Genomic DNA, 21,941 nt, shown 5'->3' with positions numbered 1-21,941 from the left:
CAACTCAGACATGTCACTCGTCGGCGTCCAACCCGCGCTCGATGGCGTACCGCGTCAGCTCCACGCGGTTGGTCAGCTGGAGCTTGCGCAGGGAGTTCTGCACGTGGTTCTCGACGGTGCGGTGCGAGAGCGTCAGCCGGGCCGCGATCGCCCGGGCCGTGAGCCCCTTGGCCACGAGACGCAGGACCTCGGTCTCGCGCGGCGTCAGCTGTGGCTCGTCGGGGGCCTCGGTCTCACGCCGCCGGTACTCCCCGAGCACCAGGCCGGCCAGGCCGGGGGAGAACACGGCCTGCCCCTCGGCCGTGCGCATGACGGCGTCGACCAGCTCGCCCATCGCGGCGGACTTGGTGAGGTAGCCCGTCGCCCCCGCCCGCACGGCGCCGAGGACGTCACCGTGCTCGGTGCTCGCCGAGAGCACCAGCACCTGGGTGTCGGGCAGCGCCGCGCGGACCTGCGCCGTCGCCTCCGCACCGGAGAGCTCGGGGAGCTGCAGGTCCATGAGGACGACGTCCGGGCGCACGGCCCGGGCGATCCGCACGGCCGCCGCGCCGTCGGGGGCGGTCGCGACGACGTCGACACCGCGCTCGGCGAGGTCACGGGCGACGCCCTCGCGCCAGATGGGGTGGTCGTCGACGACCATCACGCGGACCACGTGCGCCTCCTGCTCCTCGTGCCCGCCCGGGGAACGACGATCTCCCACTCGGTGCCCTCCCCGGGCGCGGTGTGCAACGTGATCGTGCCGCCGAGGGCGTCCACGCGGCCGCGCATCGACCCGGCCACCCCCAGGTGTCCCTCCGACGCCGCCTGCTCCAGCCGTCCGTCCGGGATGCCGACGCCGTCGTCGCGCAGGCTGACGGTGACGCCCTGCGGGTCGTCCTCGACGAGCACCCACAACCCGGCGCCCGGCCCGGCGTGGGCGGCGGCGTTGCCGGCACCTTCGCGCACGACGGCGGCGAGCTCGTCGACGACCGCGGCGGGCAGCAGCACCGGCTCGGCGGGCACGGCGAGGGAGGCGTGGGCGGGCACGACCCCGGCGAGCCGCGACGACAGGTCGACCGTGCCGTCGGGGCCCGGCACCGGGGCCGAGGTGATCAGGCGCCGCAGCGCGACCTCCTGCTCGCCGGCGAGGCGGGCGAGCTCGACGGCGGGGGCCGTCCCGTCGGTGCGCGCCAGCTCGTCGCCGCGCCGGCGCACCAGGGCCAGCACCTGCAGCACGCCGTCGTGGATGTCGCGGGCGAGGCGCTCGCGCTCCGCGGTGGCCGCCTCGAGGGCGGCGGCGGCGCGCAGCTGCTCGACCGAGCGGCGCATCGTGTCCGCCGCCAACCCCACCGCGAGACCGGCGACGACCAGGAGCTGGGCGTCGAAGAGGAGGTCGCCGTCGACGATCCGGCGCACGCCGAACAGCACCGCGACGGTGACGACCGACCCCACGAGCCCGCCCCGCCACCCGAGGGCCACCGCGAGCGCCAGCACCGGACCCGCCGACCACACGGTGGTGATCACCGGCCCGCCCTGTGCGATGTGCTCCGGGCTGTCGACCAGCAGCGTCGACGCCGTGGCCAGTGCCGTCACCACGAGATCGGCGCACGCCGTCGCCGGATCACCGAAGCGCAGGTAGCGCAGGGACGAGACGAGGGTCCACACCGCCATCGCGGCGACCACGACGAGCCCGAGCAGGGGCCGCTCCCACCCGCCGCCGAAGCGGACGAGGTTCACCACGGCCGCGACGAGGGCCACGACGCGGTAGACCACGAGCCCGCGCCAGAGCGGGACCAGATGGGGGTGCGCCCGGGCGCGCGGGGAGACGTCGGCGGTCGTCACGGCACCTCCCTGCCAGGGCGGCGCGAGCGTAGCGGGCACGACCGACACCCTGGCGCGAGCCGGACCGGGACGGATGGGGGCAACTACTCGGAACGGCACCCACGGCCGACGTCCTTGCCCGTCACCACCGATCGGCGAATGGTCTACCGCGAGGTATCGATCGTGGCTCAAGATCCCGGACCGGGCTAACATGGGGCAACGCTGCGCCGAACAGCTCAGTGTGAGTACGCCCGCTCGGAGTACTCCTGGTGCTGGAGGTGGACAGCGTGGACCGGTGGACGTTGGTGCTGGAAGCGGTGCCGGGGTCGCTGCGCGCCGTGCGCGTCGACGAGGACGCGCACCGCACGATCGACGTGGACCTCGCCGACGGCGACATCACGGTCCTGAACGACTCCCTCGCCGCCGTGCTCCACGCCGCGGGGAGCCGGCCCGCGTACGTCGTGCTCGTCGTCCCCGGTGACATCGACGGGCAGCGTTTCGCCGACCTCGGCGCGGCGGTCCGGTTCGCCGGGCTCCCCGAGCCGTCGTGGCTGCCCGACGCCGTGGCGTGCGCCGGGACACGCCTCGCGGGCTGGAGCTCGGGTCTTCCCGTGACGGTCATCGACGCCCGCGGCGACGACCTCGTCGTGTGGCCGGTCCGGACCGCCGACGACGGGGTGGAGGTCGGCGAGGGCGGTGCCCGTGACCTCGGTGCGCGGCTGGACGCGCTGCTCACCGGGGTCGTGCACGCCAAGCTCGCCGTCGTCGCGCCCGGGATCGCCGAAGCGCTGCGCCGGCGCACCGACCCCGTCGGTCGCCGCGACGCCGCCCACCTGAGCAACGAGCTGCGCGAGGCACGGCGGCTCCTGTCCGCGACCGACGGCGACGAGCTCGTCGTCACCGCAGGCGACGCCGAGGTCTACGTGACCCGCGAGGAGTTCACCGACCTCGTCGACCACGCCCGTCACGACACCACCGCGACCGCCGCCGGCCCCGCGACCCACACGATCGTCGTGGCCCACGAGCGCACGCCGATCGCCGAGCACCTGGCCGCGGCCGCGGGCGCGTCGCTGCTCGTGGCGCGTCCGGAATCGGCACCCGACGGCGCCGCCGCGCTGGTCCTCCCCCGGCCGCACGCCGTCGAGGACCCGACGCCCACGGATGGCATCCCGCTGCCCGGCCGTCTCCGGGCCACCGCGATCGTCCCGCTGCCCCGGGAGACCGTGGCCCGCGGTCGTCCCCCGATCTGGGCGGTTCCCGCCCTGGCGGGCCTGCTCGTGCTGAGCCTCGCCGGGGCGGCGACGGTGCTGGCCACCTCGCCCGACCCGGCCGCCGGGACGGGCGCCACCTCACCGGTGGTCCCCGTCGGCTTCGACCGCCTCGGGGACCCCGGCCGCTGACACGCCTCGGGGGGAGACGGTCAGGAGGTGACGGCCTCGACGTACTTCTCGGGGTCCTTCTCCTCGAACGACAGCCCACGGCCCTCGGCGTGCTCGACCTTGAACTGCTCGAACTTCGCGCCCAGCTCCTGGCGGAACGCGAGCGAGGTGCCCTTGCGGAAGGGCGCGAGGTCGTCGCGCTCCTCCTCGGCCATGTGGTGGTTGTTCGCCTGATCGGTCTCGTCGATCGCGTCCCACCACTCCTGGCTGCCGACGGTCGCCTGACGCGCCTTCTCGGTGCCCTCGCGGATCTCGTCGTGGTCGCCGACGGCGTCCTCGGTCGCCGACGCGTCCTCGTCGTCGATGCGCCGGGCCATCGACGGGTAGAAGTGCTGCTCCTCGGCGGACGCGTGGATCTCGAGCTGGATCGCCAGCGAGTTCCACACCTTCTCGGCCTCGTCCGGCTGCTCCCGCAGGTCGGCGAGGTGCAGGAACTGGCGGCGGAACCAGTCGTGGTCGTCGAGGATCATCTCGGTGATGTCGGCGGACATGGAGACCTTCCGTTTCGCGTGGTGGCGTCCCGGAGCTACCCCGAGTGCGCGGACGAGAACCGGAAGGCCAGCCTCACCTCGCGTGGACGGCCCCCGCCGCGTCGACGAACCACACCTCGGCCCGGGCACCGTCCAGCGACGCCGCCCGCGCCTCGGTGAGGCTGCGATAGCGCCGGGTGTCGGGCAGGGCGATGACGATCCGCGCCCGCGGGTGGGCACGGCGCCGCTCGGTCGCCGCGTGCTCGGCCGCGCTGAACCAGTCACCGGCGATGGTGGTCGGGTGCGTCCGGGCGCCGTCGGACGGCCAGCCGGTGACCTCGACGTGGACGTCGTCGCCATCCAGGGAGGCGACGAGGTCGAGGGCGGGGCCGGTGACGTCGGCCGACGCCCACCGCAGCGTCGCACCGCGGCGCACGAGCCAGCCCGCCACCAGCGACTGCACGTTGACCACCCGCGACCAGGCCTGCAGGGCGTCGTAGGGGGGCGGGTCGTAGGTGGCCGGCGCCTCCTCGACCTCGGCGGCCGGTTCCTCCTCGACCGCTGCGGCCGGGACGTCCGCCGCGTCCCGGTCGACCGTCGGGCCGGCACCGTTCGTCTCCGCGGTCCCGTCCCGGTCGGCCTCCGGCGCGGGGGGTTCCTCGACCGCGACGGCCGCCCCCGCCTTCTTGCGCGTGCGGCGGGGTTTCGTCGCCGCCGGCGGGTCGGGCGTCGGCGATGCTTCGACTTCCGGAGCGTCCTGCTCAGCGGGGGCGGGCTCGGAGCGCACTTCGGGCGCCGGCTCCTCGACGGCGACGGCCGCCTCGGCCTTCTTCCGCGTGCGGCGGGGCTTCGGCGCGGGTGTCGGTGGGGCTCCGGTGTCCGGAGCGTCCTGCTCGACGAGGACCGGCTCGGTGACTTCGGGAGTCGCTTCGGGAGGCGCTTCGAGAGACGCCTCGGGAGCGGCCTCGACCCGCGCCTTCTTCCCGGCCGCCGTCTTCCGTCCGCGACGCGGCGTGGGGGCGGGGAGCCGGTTGAGGATGGGGCGGGTGCCGACCCGCTCGACCGCGCCCTCGGCGACGAGGCGCCGGCAGAGCTGGTTGACGGTCTGGGGGCGCACATCATCACCGAGTTGCCGCGCGAGGACGCCGTCGCTCAACCCGTCCGGTGACGCCTCGAGCATTCGGAGCACGGCGGCACGCCGATCGGTGGGGTCATGACTCACCGGGAGGGCCATCCTGTCGTTCCCCTCCGTGTTCGGGCGGTGGTTTCGGCCTGAGCTGGGGATTTCCGTCGCGTGACGGCTCGCGCATCCGCGTGCGTGACCAATCCGTGACCCGTATGGTAACGAGGCATGCTGGCACTGACGGAGACGGCGGCCGAGGCCATCTCGTCCATCCTCGAGTCCAACGAGATGCCCGAGGGGTCGGGTCTGCGCATCGCGGCCACCCCGAACATGGCGGAGGAGGGCCTCGAGCTCTCGGTGGCCCCCACGCCCGCCGCGGACGACACCGTGCTCGAGGGCGGCGGCGCCGTCATCTTCCTCGAGCCGCAGGCCGCGTCGGCCCTCGACGACAAGGTCCTCGACGTCGAGCGGGTGCCGGACGCCGAGCGTGGCGAGGGCGACGAGTTCCGCTTCGCGATCACGCCGCAGTCCGAGCTCCAGGACTGACACGACGCCCCCGCCCGGCGCGTCATCCCTGCGCCGGGTCGTGGGTCAGCGGCGCGTCCGCGCCGCTCTCCGCCCGCTCGCGCGGGAACCGGTGCCGCCACCCCCCGAGGTGGGGATGGTCGGGCTCCAGCTCCTCGCCCTGCCGTAGCGCCAGCTCCACCGCCGCCCGGTACTCGCCGGCGAGCGCCCACGACGGCGGCTCGGCCGACGTCGCCAGCGCCTCGGTCACCGCCGTCCTGACCGCGGTCGCCCCGGGCTCGCCGAAGCGGGCGAGGACGTCCTGCGCCTGCCGGTGACGTTCCGGCCGCGGTGTCGTCGGCCGGCCCTCGACGGTCCGCGTCGGGTGCGGCAGGTGCAGCGTGGCTCCGGGCGCCCGTCCCTCCGGGATCGGGTCCGTGGCCGCGTGTGTCCGCCCGCGGGCGAGCAGGCGCGGCAGCAGGTGGGTGTGCGGCCCGTCCGGGCTCGTCCCGTCGGGCGGCGGGATCGGCGTGAACACCTCCAGGCGCGCGACCGCCGTTCGGAACACCCGGTGCGGGCCCGCCTCGACGAGCAGCCCCGCCACCGCGCCGGCCTCGGCGAGCGGCCGCCCCTCCACCTCCCGCAGCGCCGCCAGCAGCGCGGGGTCGCCGGTCCGCACGCACGCCGCGAGGTGCCCGGCGCTGACGCCGAGGTCGACGAGCACGTCGTCGCGGTCCTGCGCCCGCAGGGCGTCGGCGTCGGGTCCGAGCTCGGTGACCACCGACCGACCGCCGCCGTCGGCGGGCACGCACAGGGCGACGGCCTGGCTCCAGCTGTCCCCGGCGCGCCGCTCCCAGGCCCGCGGCACGACGTCGCCGTCGACGCGGACGTCCATGCCGCCCCGCGCGGTGACGACGGTGGCCCGGCCCGCGCCGCGGGAGACGTCCGCGGGCTCGTCGGGTGCGCGCAGGAACTCGGCCAGCGCGCCGAAGGTCCCGACGCTCCAGCCCGCGTCCGGGTCGTCGATCCAGGCGAGGAGGTCGTCCATCCCGACGGACTCAGCCGGTCGGGCCGCCGACGGTGGTGACGAGCTCGCCGTCCGGGGAGACGACCAGCTCGACGTCACGCACCCGACCTGCCGCGCGGACGTCCGACAGCGCCTCCCGCAGCGCCTCGAGCGCGGCCGGCGCGGCCTGGACCGAGAGGCTCTCGACCTCGGTGCGGATCGAGAGCTTCTGCTCGGACTTGGCCCGGCGGATGCCGCCGATGACGTCCGAGGCGATGGTCAGGACCTGCGGGTCGACCTCGGCGGACGTCGCGAGCTCGTGGATGTCGGGCCAGGCGGCGCGGTGGACCGAGCCCTCCTGCCACCACGACCAGACCTCCTCGGCCACGAACGGCAGCACCGGCGCGAACAGGCGCTGCAGCACCCGCAGCGCGGCCGCGAGGGTGGCCCGCGCCGAGTCGCGTCCGGCCTCGTCGAACTCGCCGTAGGCCCGGGACTTGACCAGCTCGAGGTAGTCGTCGCAGAAGAACCAGAAGAACTGCTCGGTGACCTCGAGGGCGACCGCGTAGTCGTAGTTCTCGAGCGCCGCCGTGGCCTTCTGCACGACCTCGGTGAGACGGGCGAGCAGGGCGCGGTCGAGCGGCGTCGACACCGCCGACACGTCGGGCTCGCCGGGCGGCACCCCGACGCCGAGGATGAACTTCGACGCGTTGAGCAGCTTCATCGCGAGCCGCCGGCCGACCTTCATCTGCCCGCGGTCGAACGCCGTGTCGACGCCCGGGCGCCCGCCCGCGGCCCAGTAGCGCACCGCGTCGGAGCCGAACTCGACGAGCAGGTCCATGGGCGTCACGACGTTGCCCTTGGACTTCGACATCTTCTTGCGGTCCGGGTCGAGGATCCAGCCCGACAGCGCGGCGTGCGCCCAGGGCAGGCTGTCGTGCTCGAGGTGGCTGCGCAGGACCGTCGAGAACAGCCAGGTGCGGATGATGTCGTGGCCCTGCGGGCGCAGATCCATCGGGAAGACCCGCGAGAACAGGTCGTCGTCGACGCTCCACAGGCCCGCGATCTGCGGCGTCAGCGACGAGGTCGCCCAGGTGTCCAGGACGTCCGGGTCGCCGGTGAAGCCGCCCGGGACGTCGCGCTGGTCGGCGGTGTAGCCGGGCGGGACGTCGGTGGTCGGGTCGATCGGCAGGGCCTCGTCGGCCGGCACAAGCGGCTTGTCGGGGACGACCTCGCCCTCGCCGTCGAGCGGGTACCAGACGGGCACCGGCACGCCGAAGAAGCGCTGGCGGCTGACCAGCCAGTCGCCGTTGAGGCCGCGCACCCAGTCCTCGTAGCGGTGCCGCATGTACTCCGGGTGCCACGCCAGCTCGCGACCGCGCGCGAGCATCTCCTCGCGGACGTCGGCCTCGCGCCCGCCGTTGCGGATGTACCACTGGCGGCTGGAGACGATCTCGAGCGGCTTGTCGCCCTTCTCGTAGAACTTCACCGGGCGGGTCACGGGGCGGATGTCGCCCTCCAGCTCGCCGGTCTCCTGCAGCATCGCGACGATCCGCTCCTTGGCGGTGAACACCGTCGCGCCGGCGATCTCGGCCCAGCGCTCGCGACCCTGCTCCGAGGTGATCCAGTCCGGGGTGTCGCGCAGCAGGCGCCCGTCGCGGTTGATCACCGTGCGGTTCGGCAGGTCGAGCTCGCGCCACCACTGCACGTCGGTGAGGTCGCCGAACGTGCAGCACATCGCGATGCCCGCGCCGCGCTCCATCTCGGCGGCGGGGTGCGCGAGCACCGGGACCTCGACGTCGAACAGCGGCGAGCGCACCGTCGTGCCGAAGAGCGCCTGGTAGCGCTCGTCGTCGGGGTGCGCGACCAGGGCGACGCAGGCCGGGATGAGCTCGGGTCGCGTGGTCTCGATCGCGATGTCCTCGTCGGCGCCGTGATAGGCGATCCGGTGCCACGCGCCGGTGTGCTCCCGGTCCTCCAGCTCGGCCTGGGCGACCGCCGTGCGGAAGGTGACGTCCCACAGCGTCGGGGCCATCGACACGTAGGCCTGGCCGCGCTCGACGTTGCGCAGGAAGGCGCGCTGGCTGATCGCGCGGGCCCGGGCGTCGATGGTCTGGTAGCCGTGCGACCAGTCGACCGACAGCCCGTTGCGGCGCCACAGCGCCTCGAAGGCCTTCTCGTCGTCAGCGGTCAGCGTCTCGCAGAGCTCGACGAAGTTCCTGCGCGAGATCGGGATCTGCTGCTTGCCGGGCTTCTCCGGCGGGGTGAAGTCCGGGTCGTAGGGCAGGCTCGGCTCGCAGCGCACGCCGTAGAAGTTCTGCACGCGGCGCTCGGTCGGCAGCCCGTTGTCGTCCCAGCCCATGGGGTAGAAGACGTGCTTGCCGCGCATGCGCTGGAAGCGGGCGACGATGTCGGTGTGCGTGTAGCTGAACACGTGCCCGACGTGCAGCGACCCGGACACCGTCGGCGGCGGGGTGTCGACGGAGAACACCTGCTCGCGCGTCGCGGAGCGGTCGAACGCGTAGGTGCCCTCGTTCTCCCATACGTCCGCCCACCGGTCCTCGAGGCCATCGAGGGTCGGCTTCTCGGGCACGCGTGTGCCGGGGTCGGACTGCACCATTGCTCCAGTTTACTGGTGGGGTCCGGGCCACTTCCGCCCTGCTCAGGGTGTGCGTGCGGCGGTCCCGGGGCACGCCCTGCCCATGCCCACCAGCATGCGCAGGATCACCCAGGACAGCCCCGGCGGACCCGAGGTCCTGCACGTCGTCGACGCCCCGGTCCCCGAGCCGATCCCGACCGAGATCCGGGTGCGGGTGACCGCCGCGGGCGTCAATCCCGTGGACACCAAGGTCCGCGCGGGCGGTGCCGGGCTCGCCGCGGCCGGCGGGGACATGACCGCGCCCCCGTTCACGGTCGGCTGGGACGTCGCCGGGGTCGTCGACGCCGTCGGGATGGGCGTGACGCGCTTCGCCGTGGGCGACCGTGTCTTCGGGATGCCGTGGTTCCCGCGCGAGGCCGGCGGCTACGGCGAGTACGTCACCGCGCCGTCGCGCCACTTCGCGCACATCCCCGACGGCGTCGACGACGTCACCGCCGCCGCCACCCCGCTCGCGGCCCTGACCGCCTGGCAGATCGTCGTCGACGCCGCCGACGTGCAGCGGGACCAGCGCGTCCTCGTGCACGCCGCGGGCGGCGGCGTCGGCCACCTCGCCGTGCAGATCGCGAAGACGCGCGGGGCGTACGTCGTCGGGACGGCCTCGGCGGCCAAGCACGCCGACCTCGCCGCGCTCGGGCTCGACGAGGCGGTCGACCACCACACCCAGGACGTCGCGCGGGCGACCGGGGACATCGACGTCGCGGTCGACCTCACCGAGGTCAACGGGCCGTCGTCGCTCGCCGTGATGCGTCCCGGCGGCCTGCTGGTCTGCGTGCCGTCCGGCGTGCCCGAAGGTCTCACCGAGCAGGCACACGCCGAGGGCAAGCGGGTCACCGACTTCCTCGTCGAGCCCGACGGGGTCGCCCTCACCGGCATCGCGCGCCTGATCGCCGAGGGCGCGCTGACCGTCCGGATCGCCGGCACCTTCCCCCTCGAGGACGCGGCGTCCGCCCACCGCGAGCTGGAGAAGGGCTCGACGTTCGGCAAGCTGGTGCTCACGGTCTGAGGCGCGGTCCCGATGGGAGCGGTCACTGGCTGGTATCTCTCGCCTGGCGAGAGATACCAGCCAGTAACCCTCGGGTGAGCCGCGTCGGCGCAGTCACCCGTTGCGGTGACGACCGCTAACGATCGGCGTCGGCCGACGACATGTGCAGCAAGTCCGCCGACCGGCGGACACCATGCATCTCGTCGGGGGATCGCCAGCCATGACCGTTGTCCAGCCGCCTCGTCACCGCGCCGCCGACGCCTCGCTCGAGCCGCCGACGATGCCGATCCCGCGCGCCGCGCTCGACGCCGCCCACATGCGGCCGCAGCAGGCGCCGGTGCCGATGACGCCGATGGCGCCGCCGGCCGGGATGGCTCCGGCGGCACCGATGGCCCCGATGGCTCCGATGTCCGCCCCGCGCAACGGCCTCGGCATCGCCGGGCTGGTGCTCGGCCTGTCCGGCCTGGTGGTCGGCCTGATCCCGCTGTTCGGGATGGGCGCGCTCCTGCTCGGGATCGTCGGGCTGGTGCTGGGCCTGGTCGGCGTCACCCGCGCCCGCCGCGGCGCCGCCACCAACACCAAGACGGCCGTCACGGGCGTCGTCGCCTGCGTCCTCGCGGTCGCCCTGGGCATCACCGGCATGGTCATCGTCGCGAACGCGTTCACGCAGCTGAACGAGGACCTCTCCGCGGTGGGCGCCGGCACGCCTCCGGTCGCCGCGCCGGCGCCGGCCACGACGGCGGTCGCGTTCGGCCAGACGTTCACCTACGCCGACGGTCTCGCCGTCACCGTCAGCGAGCCGACGTCCTACGAGCCCTCGAGCTACGCCGCCGGGAACACCAACCCCTACGCCTACAGCGTCACCGTCCGCGTCACCAACAACACCGGCACCGCGTTCGACCCGGTGCTGCTGCAGACCGCGATGTCGACGGGTGGGGCGCCGGCCTCCCAGATCTTCGACGCCGAGACGGGCACGCCGCCGCAGAACCAGCTGCAGCCCGGCCGGAGCATGACCTACGAGGTCGCGTTCTCCACCACCACGAACAGCGGCGAGGCCCAGGTCGACGTCACCCCGTCGTTCGACCACGAGGCCGCGGTCTTCACCGGCGACCTGTAGTCACACCCCGCCGTGCTCGCGCCAGCGCGTGAGCAGGTCCGGAGCCCCGAGGACGTCGACACCGGCGGCCTCGGGGCTCTCGCGGCTGGTGAGCACGGCGAGCAGGCCCCGGGCGGGTCCGCGCACGGCGGTGTCGCTCTTGCGGTGCGCGTGCTCGATCGTCGGGCCCTCGGCGCCGAGGGTGACGACCCACTCGCCGGCGTCCCCCAGCCCCTCGTCGGTGGCGTGCAGGTGCAGCGTGGCGCCGTCGGCGCCCAGGCCCGTCCGCCGCTTCGCGCTGAGCGCGACCATCGCGAGGTGCTCGTCGACGGCGTCCGCCGCGATCACGGGATCGAGGTCGGCGAGCAGCGGCCGGCCGGCGGCGAGCTCGGCGTCGGCGCGGTGCACGAGCGTCTCGTGGCACTGCCGCCGCGCCCAGAACGACACCGGCACCATCGCCCCGAAGCCGCCGACCAGCGTGTCGTCACCCACGCCGCGGATCGCCTGCGTCACCGTCGCAGCACCTTCGAGGAGCCAGGTCGAGACGTCGTCGTCGGACTCCGGCATCGGCGGGTCGGTCGGCCCGCGGCGCACGAGCTTCTCGCCGGGCCGCGACACCGTGCCGGCGCACCAGCGGTGCACGCCGCCGAGGTGGTCGGCGAGGTCGCGCACGGTCCAGTCCGGGCACGACGGCACCGGGGCGTCCTGGCCGGCCGCGTGCACGGCGTTCGCGAAGGCGGTGGTGTGCAGGACGATCTCGTCGAGGAAGCGCTCCGTGGTGGGCACAGGAGCATCTTCGCTCACCCGAGCCGCACCACCAGCTCGCCGTCCTCCTCGCTCGCGGCGTAGGCCGCGACGTCGTCGGCGCCCGTGCGGCAGGTCCCGTCGGCGAGCGCGAACTGGTGGTTGTGCAGCGGGCACATCACCGTCCCGGCGTCGGTCAGCCCGTCGGCGAGCGGGCCGCCGCGGTGCGGGCAGATGGCACGCAGCGCGTGGAGCCCTCCGGCGCGGGGCCGGAACACGGCCACCGGCTCGTCGCCGACGAGGAACGCGCGCCCCTCGCCCAAGGGGATCTGCTCGACCGGGCCCAGACGCACCTCGACCCCGCTCATCGGCTCGAGCCCTCTCGGACGGGCACCTGGGGCAGCGGCACCAGCGGCAACGCGTCGTGGAACTGGCCGGGCGTGCGTTCCTGCTGGTCGGTCGCCCACGGGTCCTCGTAGCGGTCCACCGACTCCTGCATGCGGGCGTCGAGCTCGGCGGCGATGCCCTCGGTGTCGTCGACGATCACGCCGATGAGGAAGTCGAGGCCCATCCGCGGCACGAAGTCGTACGTGCGCTCCAGCCAGTTGGCGTTCTCGCGGTAGTACTGGAGGAACCGCCCGGTGATCCGGATCGCCTCGTCGTGGGTGTCGACGGTGGCCAGGATGTCGCCCTTGCGGATCGTCGCCCCGGCCGCGCCGCCGACGTAGATCTGCCACTGACCGCCCTCGACGGCGACCAGCCCCACGTCCTTGACCATCGACTCCGCGCAGTTGCGAGGGCAACCGGAGACCGCGAGCTTCATCTTCGCGGGCCCCTCGATGCCCTTGTAGCGCTCCTCGAGGTCGATCCCGAGCTGCGTGGAGTCGCCCAGCCCGAAGCGGCAGAAGTCGGTGCCGACGCAGGTCTTCACGGTGCGGAAGCTCTTGCCGTAGGCCCAGCCCGACGGCATGTCGAGGTCGGCCCACACCTCCTGCAGCTTCTCCTTCGGGACGCCGAGCAGGTCGATGCGCTGCCCGCCGGTCAGCTTCACCATCGGGATCGCGTGCTTCTCGGCGACGTCGGCGATCCGGCGCAGCTGCTCCGGCGACGTCACGCCGCCGGACATCCGCGGGACGACGGAGAACGTCCCGTCGCGCTGGATGTTCGCGTGCACCCGGTCGTTGATGAACCGGCCGTCGCGCTCGTCGACGACGTCGTCCGGCCACATCATCCGCAGCAGCGCGGTCAGCCCCATCTTCGAGCCCACGTGGTCGCGCCCCTCGGGAGCCAGCGCGTCGAACACGGCCGACACGCTCGTGAGCCCCCGCGACCGGATCTCCCGCATCAGTGTCGGCTTGTCGAGCGGGATGCCCGGCACGTAGTACGAGTCCGCGGGGTCCTCGGCGCCGGCGCCGCCCAGCGCCGCCTCGACGACCTCCTTCACGAGCCCCTTGCACGACCCGCAGCCCTTGCCGGCGCGGGTCTGCGCCATGCACGCCGACACCGACTCGGCCCCGTGCTCGACACACGCGACGAGGTCGCCCTTGGAGACGCCGTTGCAGTTGCAGACCTGCGTGTCGTCGGGCAGGTCGACGGCGGCGGACGTGTCGTCGGCGCTCCCGAGGTCGAAGAGCAGCTTGATCCGCTCCTCGGGCAGCGCCGAGCGGCTGTCGAACGCCTGGGTCAGCGCCGCGACCTTGCTGACGTCGCCGACGAGCGTCGCGCCGATCAGCGTGCCGTCGCGGATGACGACGGTCTGGTAGACGCCGCGGCCGGTCTCGGAGAACTGCACGAACTCGTCCGACGACCGCTCGGGGGTCTTGACGCCCATCTGCGCGACGTCGACGCCCGCGACCTTGAGCTTGGTGGCGAGCCGCGAGCCGTGGTACTCGGCGTCCGGGTCCGCGCCCGTGACCACGTCGGCGAGCACGGCGGCCTGCTCCCACAGCGGGCCGACGACCCCGTAGACCTCGCCGCGGTGCTGCGCGCACTCGCCGACCACGTAGATGTCGTCGTCGTCGACCGAGCGCATCTTGTCGTCGACGACGATGGCGCGCTGCGTCTCGAGCCCGGACACCATCGCGAGCCCGATGTTGGGCCGGATGCCGGCGGTCACGACGACCATGTCGCAGTCCAGCGTCGAGTCGTCGGTGAACCGCACCCCGGAGACCGACCCGTCGGTCACCAGGATCTCCGAGGTCTTCACCCCGAGGTGCATGTGCATGCCCATGTCCTGGAGCTTCGAGCGCAGCACCTTCGACGCCTCGGCCTCGAGCTGCTGGTTCATCAGCACCTCGGTGGGGTGCACGACGTGCACCGCGACGCCGTGCGCCTGCAGGCCCGCGGCGGCCTCGAGCCCGAGCAGGCCACCGCCGATCACGACGGCCGTCCGGTGCTCGCGGACGTGAGCGAGCATCCCCGTCGCGTCGTCCAGCGACCGGAAGCCGAAGACACCCCGCGTGAGCGCCGTCCGCGACGCCCACATGCCCTCCATCGGCGGGAAGAACGAGCGGCTGCCGGTGGCCAGCACGAGCGTGTCGTACGGCGTCACCGACCCGTCGTCGCCGAGGACGACCTTGGCGTGCCGGTCGATGCGCACGATCCGCACCCCGGCGTGCAGGGTGATGTCGTTCTCGGCGTACCAGTCCAGCGGGTTGAGGTAGAGGTCGTCGTCGGCGTCCTCGTTGTCGACGACCTCTCCCGCGGCGTTGGCCAGCACCTCGGAGAGCAGGATGCGGTTGTAGTTGCCGTAGGGCTCGTCGCCGAAGACGGTGATCGCGAACTGGTCACCGCCGCCCCGGGCGAGGATCTCCTCGAGGGCGCGGGCGCCGGACATGCCGTTGCCGACGACGACGAGGCGGGCCTTCGTGGGCACGGTGTCGGTCGCCCCGGGGCGTTCCGCGGTCTGCGTCATTCAGACCTCCACCAGACCGCAGTCGACGACGAGGGTGCCGGCGGTCCCGGCCGGTGCCGCGTAGTGCACCTCGACGGTGGTGCCGGCGAGGAGGTCCTCGACGACGCGCAGCGAGACGTGCATGTCCGCCTTCGCGCCCACCGGGAGCCACCGCGCGGGGGCGCCGTCGAACACCAGCACCACCGAGGCGAGCTCGTCGGAGGAGTTGCCGGCGCGGACGTAGAGCACCTGACCGGTGACGCCCTCGGGGACGGTGTAGGTCAGCGTCGGGTGCAGGGGGGCCGGCTTGTCCAGGCCCTGCCCCTCGAACGCGAACGCGCCCTGCAGGAACCGTGGCGTGGTCATCATGCGTCCTCCCGGGTGGTGGTGGGGACGGCCGTGAGCTCGACCGCACAGACCTTGAACTCCGGCATCCGTGACGCGGGGTCGAGCGCCGGGTTGGTGAGGTCGTTGATCGTCTGTTCGCCGGCCCAGTGGAACGGGGCGAACACGGTGTCGGGCCGGATCGTGCTGGTCAGGCGCACGCGCATCCGGGCGCTGCCGCGGCGGGTGCGCAGCAGGAGGTCGCCGCCGTCGGCCACGCCGAGGCGTGCGGCGAGGTCGGGGTGGACCTCGACGGCCGGCTCGGGCTCGGCGTCGAGCAGGGCCTTCGTGCGCCGGGTCTGGGTGCCGGACTGGTAGTGCGCGCGGCTGCGCCCGGTGGTGAGGCGGTAGGGGTACTCGTCGTCGGGCACCTCGGCGGCGTCGCGGTGGTGGACGACGTGGAAGCGCGCCCGTCCGTCGGGGGTGGGGAAGCCCTGCCGGAACAGGCGCGGCGTGCCCGCGTGGTCCCCCGACGGACACGGCCAGAACACCCCGCGCTCGGCCTCGATCCGCTCCCAGGTGATGCCGGCGTAGTCGGCCTTCCCGCCGGCGCTGGCGCGGCGGAGCTCGTCGAAGACGGTGCGCGGGTCGTCGTCGAAGAGCTCGCCCCGCCCGAGCCGGGCGGCGAGATCGGCGAGGACCGCGAGGTCGCTGCGGACACCGTCCGGTGCGTCGACGGCGCGCCGGCGGCGCAGCACGCGGCCCTCGACGTTGGTCATCGTCCCGTCCTCCTCGGCCCACTGGGTGGTGGGCAGGACGACGTCGGCCAGCGCGGCGGTCTCGGACAGGAAGATGTCGGAGACCGCGAGGAAGTCGAGGCTCCGCAGCCGCTCGCGGACGTGGGCGGCGCGCGGGGCGGACACCGCGACGTTCGACGCCATGACCATCAGCGCACGCACGCCGCCGTCGGCGCCGAGACGGTCGAGCATCTCGTAGGCCGAGACACCGGGCTGCGGGAGCTCGTCGGGATCGACGCCCCAGACGCCGGCGACGTGGGCGCGGGCCGCGGGGTCGGCGAGCATCCGGTAGCCGGGCAGCTGGTCGGCCTTCTGCCCGTGCTCGCGGCCGCCCTGCCCGTTGCCCTGCCCGGTCATGGTGGCCCAGCCGCTGTACGGGCGGCCCGGCAGGCCGAGGGCGAGCGCGAGGTTGATCCACGCCAGCGCGGTGTCCGAGCCCTTGGCGTGCTGCTCGGCACCGCGGCCGGACAGGATGATCGTCGCGCGGGACTCCGCGAGGACACGGACCGCGCGCTCCATCACGCGCACCGGGACGCCCGTGATGCGCTCGACGCGGTCGGGCCAGTACTGCCGGAGGGCGCGCTTGAGCGCGGGCCAGCCGGTGGTGCGCTCGGCGATGTAGGCGGTGTCGACGAGCCGGTGCTTGACGGCGAGGTGCAGCAGGCCGTTGGCCAGCGCGAGGTCGGTGCCGGGCACGGGCTGCAGGTGCACGTCGGACGCGGCGGCGGTGGCCGTGTAGCGGGGGTCGACGACGAGGTGCTGCGCGCCGCGCTCGCGGCCGGCGGCGAACCACCGCATGGCCGGGGGCATGACGTCGGCGGGGTTGGAGCCGACGAGCAGGACGGTGTCGGCGCGGGCGATGTCGGCGAGCGGGAACGGCATCCCGCGGTCGATCCCGAAGGCCCTGGTCGCGGCCGCGGCGGCCGACGACATGCAGAAGCGGCCGTTGTAGTCGATCGAGGAGCTGCGCAGGGCGACCCGCACGAACTTGCCGGCCTGGTAGGCCTTCTCGTTGGTCACCCCGCCGCCGCCGAACAGGCCGGCGGCGTCCCGGCCGTAGCGCTCCTGGGCGACGGTCAGACCGTCCGCGATCCGCTGCAGCGCCTCGTCCCAGCTCGCCGCCCGGAACGGTGCGTTCCGCGCGTCCCGCACCAGTGGGGTGGTCAGGCGGTCGGGGTGGGCGAGCAGCTCCGCCGACGACAGGCCCTTCTCGCACAGGCCGCCGCGGTTGGTGGGGAACGCGGCGCCCGCCACCTCGAGCTCCGGTCCCGCGCCGTGCTCGCGGGGCGTCAGCGTCATCGCGCACTGCAGCGAGCAGTAGGGGCAGTGCGTCGTGACGCCCTGCCCGGGCGCCGATGCGGTGATCGGCAGGTGGGGCCCGGCCATGGCCCCACGCTGCGTGCGGGGCGTTTCCTCGCGGTTACACCGGCGCTACATCGGCCCGGGGCAGGGCGTCGGGGACGTCACGTCGCCACCCCGCCGATCGGCGGTGTCGTCCGGGCTACACCTGCGCCAGGGAGGGCGCCGCGACGTCCCGGCCCGCCACCCCGAAGACCTCGGCGATCAGCTCGTAGGACCGGCGGCGCTCGGCGACGTCGTGGATCGGGCTCACGATCATGATCTCGTCGGCGTCCGCCTCCTCGGCGCGGCGCTCGAGGTCGGCGCGGACCTCGTCGGGCGTGCCGGCGGTCATCTTCGACGCCATGCCCTGCTCGACCTGCAGCTCGACGGGGCTCCAGTCGTGGGCGACGGCCTCCTCGGGGCTCGGCAGCGGCCCCGGGTTGCCGGTGCGCAGGCGCGCCATCGACAGGGCGTGCGCGCGGCCCATCGCCCGGGCGCGCTCGGGGTCCTCGCTGCACATCACCGCGGCGGCGAGGACGACGTGCGGGTCCTGGGCGCCGGCGGCCTCGCTGGGGCGGAACTGCTGGCGGTAGATGCGCGTCGCCTCGCCCGGGTCGGCGCCGCCGAAGTGCCCGGCGTAGGCGAAGCCGGTGCCGAACGCCGCCGCGGCCTGACCGCCGTAGTAGCTCGAGGCGAGGATCCAGACGGGCGGCAGCGGGACGTCGTCGGGCATGGCGACGATGCCGGAGAACGGGTGGTCGGCGGGCAGCCCGTCGACGTAGCCGCGCAGCTCGGCGAACTGCTCGGGGAAGTCGTCGGCCGTGAGGGCCTCGCGGCTGCGGCGCAGCGCGATCGCCGTCCGCGGGTCGGTGCCCGGGGCGCGCCCGAGGCCGAGGTCGATGCGGCCGGGGTGGAAGCCCGCCAGCGCCCGGAACGTCTCGGCGACCTTCAGCGGCGAGTGGTTGGGCAGCATGATCCCGCCGGAGCCGACGCGGAGCGTGCTCGTGGCGTCGGCGACCGCCTGGATCAGGATCTCCGGGCTGGAGCTCGCGACGCTGGGGATGCCGTGGTGCTCGGCCAGCCACATGCGGCGGTAGCCGGCGCGCTCGACGGTGCGGGCGAGCTCGACGGTCTCGTGCAGGGCCGCCGACGTGGGCGAGCCGGAGGGGACCGGCGAGAGGTCCAGGACCGAGAGCTCGAGATCGCGCATGTCCGGTGCAACGTCGTCGCGGCGCGCGCGTGTTCCGGGGGATGTCCGCGGAGTGACGGACGTCGGCGATGGAACCCGAGCGTCTCGATGTGAGAGCCCGGACCCGGCTGTTTCCTCAGAGGAGACTAAGGTCACCACTGCCGGGGGGTCGCGGACGCGATGATCCGGTGAACATCCGGCGACGGCGCCGGTGGCGGGGAAGTAGGGAGCACGACCGTGCGCATCGGTGTGCCCCGGGAGGCCGGGGAGCACGAGACCCGGGTGGCCGCGACCCCGGCCACCGTGGTGGGTCTGATCAACCTGGGGGCGACGGTCGTCGTCGAGCCGGGAGCGGGGGAGCACGCGAGCTTCCCCGACGCGGACTATGTCGCGGCGGGTGCCGAGCTCGGCGACCCGTGGTCGGCCGACGTGGTGTTCGCGCTCCGGACCCCCGACGCCGGACGCCTCGACCGCATGGCGGCGGGGACGACGCTCGTCGCGATGGTCGGGCCGGCCCGCAACCCCGCGGTGCTCGAGGACCTCGCCGCGCGCGGGCTGACGGTGCTCGCCACCGACGCCGTGCCGCGCATCTCCCGTGCCCAGTCGCTCGACGTGCTCAGCTCGATGGCGAACATCGCGGGCTACCGTGCGGTCCTCGAGGCCGCCCACCGCTTCGGGCGCTTCTTCACCGGCCAGGTCACGGCCGCGGGCAAGGTCCCGCCGGCGACGGTGCTCGTCGCCGGGGCGGGCGTCGCCGGCCTCGCCGCGATCGGCGCCGCGTCGAGCCTCGGCGCGGTCGTGCGGGCCACCGATCCCCGCCCCGAAGTCGCCGAGCAGGTCCGCTCGCTGGGCGGGGAGTTCCTCGCGGTCGAGGTCGAGCAGGAGGCGAGCACCGACGGCTACGCCCGCGCCACCTCCGAGGCCTACGACGCCCGCGCGGCGGAGATCTACACCGAGCAGGCCGTCGACGTCGACGTCGTCGTCACCACCGCCCTCATCCCGGGCCGGCCGGCGCCGCGCCTGCTCTCGGCCACCGACGTCGCGAGCATGAAGCCCGGCAGCGTGATCGTGGACATGGCCGCCGGGCAGGGCGGCAACGTCGAGGGCTCGGTCGCCGACGAGGTCGTCGTCACCGAGAACGGCGTGACCATCGTCGGCGACACCGACCTCGCCGCCCGCCTGCCCGCCCAGGCCTCCCAGCTCTACGGCACCAACCTGCTCAACCTCATGAAGCTGCTGGTGCCCGGCAAGGACGGCGAGCTGGTCCTCGACCTCGAGGACGTCGTCATCCGGTCGATGACGGTGACCCACCACGGCGACGTGCTCTGGCCGCCCCCGCCGATCCCGGTGTCGGCGGCGCCGGCCGTGCCCGTGGAGCCGGTCGCGTCGACGCCCGTCGTCGAGCCGAAGCGACCGGTGTCGCCGGCCCGGCGCTACGGGCTCGTCGCGGCCGCGTTCGCGCTGCTGTTCGTCGCGACGGCCTTCGCGCCCGCGGAGCTCGCCACCAACCTCACGGTGTTCGTGCTCGCCGTCGTCATCGGCTACTACGTGATCGGCAAGGTCCACCACGCCCTGCACACGCCGCTGATGTCGGTCACCAACGCGATCTCCGGCGTCGTGGTCGTCGGGGCGCTGCTGCAGTTCGGGCAGCACGGCGTCGTGGTCTCGGTGCTCGCGTTCGTCGCGGTGCTGCTGGCCAGCATCAACATCGTCGGCGGCTTCGCGGTGACGCGCCGCATGCTGGCCATGTTCACGAAGGGGCCCGCGCAGTGAGCGTCCAGGCCGCGGCCACCGCCGCGTACATCGTCGCCGCCCTGCTCACCGTCATGAGCCTCGCCGGGCTCTCGCGTCACGAGACCGCGCGCTCCGGCGTCGCCTACGGCATCGCCGGCATGGCCGTCGCGCTGGTCGCGACCGTGGTGATGGTGGCCGACTCCGTCAGCGCCGGCGCGGTCGCGCTGCTCGCCGTCGCCATGGTCGTCGGCGGCGGCATCGGCCTGTGGCGCGCCCGGGTCGTCGAGATGACCGGCATGCCCGAGCTCATCGCGCTGCTGCACAGCTTCGTCGGCCTCGCCGCGGTGCTGGTCGGGTGGAACGGCTACCTCGAGGTCGAGGCCGGCCAAGGGGAGTTCCAGGCTGGCCCGACCCAGACGACGGTGGCCCCCGAACTGCTCGGCATCCACTCCGTCGAGGTCGGCATCGGCGTGTTCATCGGCGCCGTGACCTTCACCGGCTCGATCGTCGCCTACGGGAAGCTCTCGGGGCGGATGAAGTCCCGCCCGTTGACCCTGCCGGGCAAGAACGCCCTCAACCTCGGCGCGCTGGTCGCCTTCGCGGCGCTGACCGTCGGGTTCACCGTCGCGCCCTCGCTCGGCCTCATGATCGCGATCACCGCGGTCGCGCTGGCGCTGGGCTGGCACCTGGTCGCCTCGATCGGCGGCGGCGACATGCCCGTCGTCGTGTCGATGCTCAACAGCTACTCGGGCTGGGCGGCCGCGGCGTCGGGCTTCCTGCTCGACAACACCCTGCTGATCGTCACGGGCGCGCTGGTCGGCTCGTCCGGTGCGTACCTGTCCTACGTCATGTGCCAGGCGATGAACCGCTCGTTCCTCTCGGTCATCGCGGGCGGGTTCGGCGTCGAGTCGGGGACGGCGGCGGCGGTGGAGGGCGAGCACCGCGAGGTCACCGCCGACGAGGTCGCCGCGATGCTCGGCGACGCCTCCTCGGTCGTGATCGTGCCCGGCTACGGCATGGCGGTCGCGCAGGCGCAGTACCCGGTCGCCGACCTCACCCGGCGCCTCCAGGAGCGCGGGGTCGAGGTCCGCTTCGGCATCCACCCGGTGGCGGGGCGCCTGCCCGGGCACATGAACGTGCTGCTCGCCGAGGCCAAGGTGCCCTACGACATCGTGCTCGAGATGGACGAGATCAACGACGACCTGGCCTCGACCAGCGTCGTGCTCGTCATCGGCGCCAACGACACCGTCAACCCGGCGGCGATGGAGGACCCGGCCAGCCCGATCGCCGGCATGCCGGTGCTGCGGGTGTGGGAGTCCAAGGACGTCGTGGTGTTCAAGCGCTCGATGGCCGTGGGCTACGCGGGCGTGCAGAACCCGCTGTTCTTCCGCGAGAACACCTCGATGATCTTCGGCGACGCACGGGTGCGCGTGGAGGACATCATCAAGGCGCTGTGAGGATCGCCAGGAGATCCTCGCGCTCGAACATCCGCGCCGTGTCGACGGCGGTCGGATGCCCGGCGTGCGGGTCGGCGCCGGCCGCGACCAGGGCGCGCACCACGGCGTCCTCGCCCTTGAACACCGCCCCGGCGACGGGTGCCTGACCGCGGTCGTTGAGCCGGTCGACGTCGGCGCCGCGGGCGATCAGCGCGGTCACCGCGTCGACGTGCCCGTGGTAGGCGGCGAGCATGAGGAGGGTGTCGCCCTTCTCGTTGGTCAGGTTCACCGGGACGCCGGCGTCGACGTACTCGGCCAGCGATGCCGCGTCGCCGTCGCGGGCGAGGTCGAACACCCTGCTCGCGAGGTCGCGCACGGCGTCGTCGGGCTGGTCGCTCATCGAC

General features: G+C 73.9%; 19 protein-coding genes. 6 read left to right on the top strand and 13 right to left on the bottom strand.

Annotated elements, in window-relative coordinates; genetic code table 11:
- Window positions 1-13: 13 nt before the first annotated feature.
- Window positions 14-640, bottom strand: a complete 627-nt coding sequence (locus WCD41_RS20150) for a response regulator (RefSeq protein WP_337716097.1) — start codon at window positions 638-640, stop codon at window positions 14-16.
- A complete protein-coding gene (macS, locus tag WCD41_RS20145) occupies window positions 640-1,821 on the bottom strand; it encodes a MacS family sensor histidine kinase (protein ID WP_337715651.1) in 1,182 nt (393 codons plus the stop codon). The genes WCD41_RS20150 and macS overlap by 1 nt, the downstream gene beginning before the upstream one ends.
- Before the next feature lie 266 nt (window positions 1,822-2,087).
- Between macS and WCD41_RS20140 the strand changes: the two genes are divergently transcribed.
- The gene (locus tag WCD41_RS20140) at window positions 2,088-3,200 is read left to right on the top strand and encodes a hypothetical protein (protein WP_337715649.1); all 1,113 of its coding nucleotides are present in this window, start codon (window positions 2,088-2,090) and stop codon (window positions 3,198-3,200) included.
- A 20-nt stretch (window positions 3,201-3,220) separates the two neighbouring features.
- Here WCD41_RS20140 and WCD41_RS20135 read toward each other — a convergent pair whose 3' ends face one another.
- Both WCD41_RS20135 and WCD41_RS20130 read right to left on the bottom strand, forming a co-directional pair.
- Window positions 3,221-3,730: a hemerythrin domain-containing protein gene (locus WCD41_RS20135; RefSeq protein WP_337715646.1), complete on the bottom strand. Its 510-nt coding sequence runs from the start codon at window positions 3,728-3,730 to the stop codon at window positions 3,221-3,223.
- A 73-nt stretch (window positions 3,731-3,803) separates the two neighbouring features.
- Window positions 3,804-4,826 carry a hypothetical protein gene (locus WCD41_RS20130; protein ID WP_337715644.1) on the bottom strand — a complete coding sequence of 341 codons (1,023 nt, stop codon included), beginning with the start codon at window positions 4,824-4,826 and terminating at the stop codon, window positions 3,804-3,806.
- Window positions 4,827-5,060: 234 nt separating this feature from the next.
- On the opposite strand from WCD41_RS20130, the gene WCD41_RS20125 reads away from it, so the two are divergent.
- Window positions 5,061-5,378 (top strand): adhesin, encoded by a 318-nt coding sequence (locus WCD41_RS20125; RefSeq protein WP_133827011.1) that lies wholly within the window; start codon window positions 5,061-5,063, stop codon window positions 5,376-5,378.
- A 22-nt stretch (window positions 5,379-5,400) separates the two neighbouring features.
- On the opposite strand, the gene WCD41_RS20120 is transcribed toward WCD41_RS20125, so the two are convergent.
- A complete protein-coding gene (locus tag WCD41_RS20120; RefSeq protein WP_337715641.1) occupies window positions 5,401-6,384 on the bottom strand; it encodes a DUF6925 family protein in 984 nt (327 codons plus the stop codon).
- 10 nt (window positions 6,385-6,394) lie between these two features.
- The gene (gene valS, locus WCD41_RS20115; RefSeq protein WP_337715639.1) at window positions 6,395-8,962 is read right to left on the bottom strand and encodes a valine--tRNA ligase; all 2,568 of its coding nucleotides are present in this window, start codon (window positions 8,960-8,962) and stop codon (window positions 6,395-6,397) included.
- An 82-nt stretch (window positions 8,963-9,044) separates the two neighbouring features.
- On the opposite strand from valS, the gene WCD41_RS20110 reads away from it, so the two are divergent.
- Entirely contained in the window at window positions 9,045-10,004 is a 960-nt protein-coding gene (locus WCD41_RS20110; RefSeq protein WP_337715637.1) for an NADP-dependent oxidoreductase, read from the top strand.
- Between the two features lie 199 nt (window positions 10,005-10,203).
- Window positions 10,204-11,100 (top strand): hypothetical protein, encoded by an 897-nt coding sequence (locus tag WCD41_RS20105; RefSeq protein ID WP_337715635.1) that lies wholly within the window; start codon window positions 10,204-10,206, stop codon window positions 11,098-11,100.
- On the opposite strand, the gene WCD41_RS20100 is transcribed toward WCD41_RS20105, so the two are convergent.
- The 6 genes from WCD41_RS20100 to WCD41_RS20075 all read right to left on the bottom strand — a co-directional run bounded on the left by WCD41_RS20100 (window position 11,101) and on the right by WCD41_RS20075 (window position 18,388).
- Complete coding sequence (locus tag WCD41_RS20100; protein WP_337715634.1) at window positions 11,101-11,865, bottom strand: maleylpyruvate isomerase family mycothiol-dependent enzyme; 765 nt, start codon at window positions 11,863-11,865, stop codon at window positions 11,101-11,103. It abuts the gene before it with no gap.
- A 14-nt stretch (window positions 11,866-11,879) separates the two neighbouring features.
- Window positions 11,880-12,191: a Rieske (2Fe-2S) protein gene (locus WCD41_RS20095; protein ID WP_337715632.1), complete on the bottom strand. Its 312-nt coding sequence runs from the start codon at window positions 12,189-12,191 to the stop codon at window positions 11,880-11,882.
- Window positions 12,188-14,737: a nitrite reductase large subunit NirB gene (nirB, locus tag WCD41_RS20090; protein ID WP_337715629.1), complete on the bottom strand. Its 2,550-nt coding sequence runs from the start codon at window positions 14,735-14,737 to the stop codon at window positions 12,188-12,190. Before nirB ends, WCD41_RS20095 begins: the two co-directional genes overlap by 4 nt.
- A complete protein-coding gene (locus WCD41_RS20085) occupies window positions 14,738-15,082 on the bottom strand; it encodes a molybdopterin oxidoreductase (RefSeq protein WP_337715627.1) in 345 nt (114 codons plus the stop codon).
- Window positions 15,082-17,223, bottom strand: a complete 2,142-nt coding sequence (locus WCD41_RS20080; RefSeq protein WP_337715625.1) for a molybdopterin oxidoreductase family protein — start codon at window positions 17,221-17,223, stop codon at window positions 15,082-15,084. Before WCD41_RS20080 ends, WCD41_RS20085 begins: the two co-directional genes overlap by 1 nt.
- 115 nt (window positions 17,224-17,338) lie before the next feature.
- Window positions 17,339-18,388 carry an LLM class flavin-dependent oxidoreductase gene (locus tag WCD41_RS20075; protein ID WP_337715623.1) on the bottom strand — a complete coding sequence of 350 codons (1,050 nt, stop codon included), beginning with the start codon at window positions 18,386-18,388 and terminating at the stop codon, window positions 17,339-17,341.
- A gap of 216 nt (window positions 18,389-18,604) precedes the next feature.
- Here WCD41_RS20075 and WCD41_RS20070 point away from each other — a divergent pair, with 216 nt between their 5' ends.
- Together WCD41_RS20070 and pntB are read left to right on the top strand one after the other, a co-directional pair.
- Window positions 18,605-20,140: a Re/Si-specific NAD(P)(+) transhydrogenase subunit alpha gene (locus tag WCD41_RS20070; RefSeq protein WP_337715621.1), complete on the top strand. Its 1,536-nt coding sequence runs from the start codon at window positions 18,605-18,607 to the stop codon at window positions 20,138-20,140.
- Entirely contained in the window at window positions 20,137-21,558 is a 1,422-nt protein-coding gene (pntB, locus tag WCD41_RS20065; protein ID WP_337715619.1) for a Re/Si-specific NAD(P)(+) transhydrogenase subunit beta, read from the top strand. Before WCD41_RS20070 ends, pntB begins: the two co-directional genes overlap by 4 nt.
- On the opposite strand, the gene WCD41_RS20060 is transcribed toward pntB, so the two are convergent.
- Window positions 21,545-21,937 carry an ankyrin repeat domain-containing protein gene (locus tag WCD41_RS20060; RefSeq protein ID WP_337715617.1) on the bottom strand — a complete coding sequence of 131 codons (393 nt, stop codon included), beginning with the start codon at window positions 21,935-21,937 and terminating at the stop codon, window positions 21,545-21,547. The genes pntB and WCD41_RS20060 overlap by 14 nt on opposite strands.
- Window positions 21,938-21,941 lie beyond the last annotated feature (4 nt).

The organism is Actinomycetospora aeridis, from assembly GCF_037400275.1.
Taxonomy (GTDB): Bacteria; Actinomycetota; Actinomycetes; order Mycobacteriales; family Pseudonocardiaceae; genus Actinomycetospora; species Actinomycetospora aeridis.
Note: the sequence above shows the minus strand (reverse complement) of the source record. Positions and strands in the feature narration are given on the sequence as shown.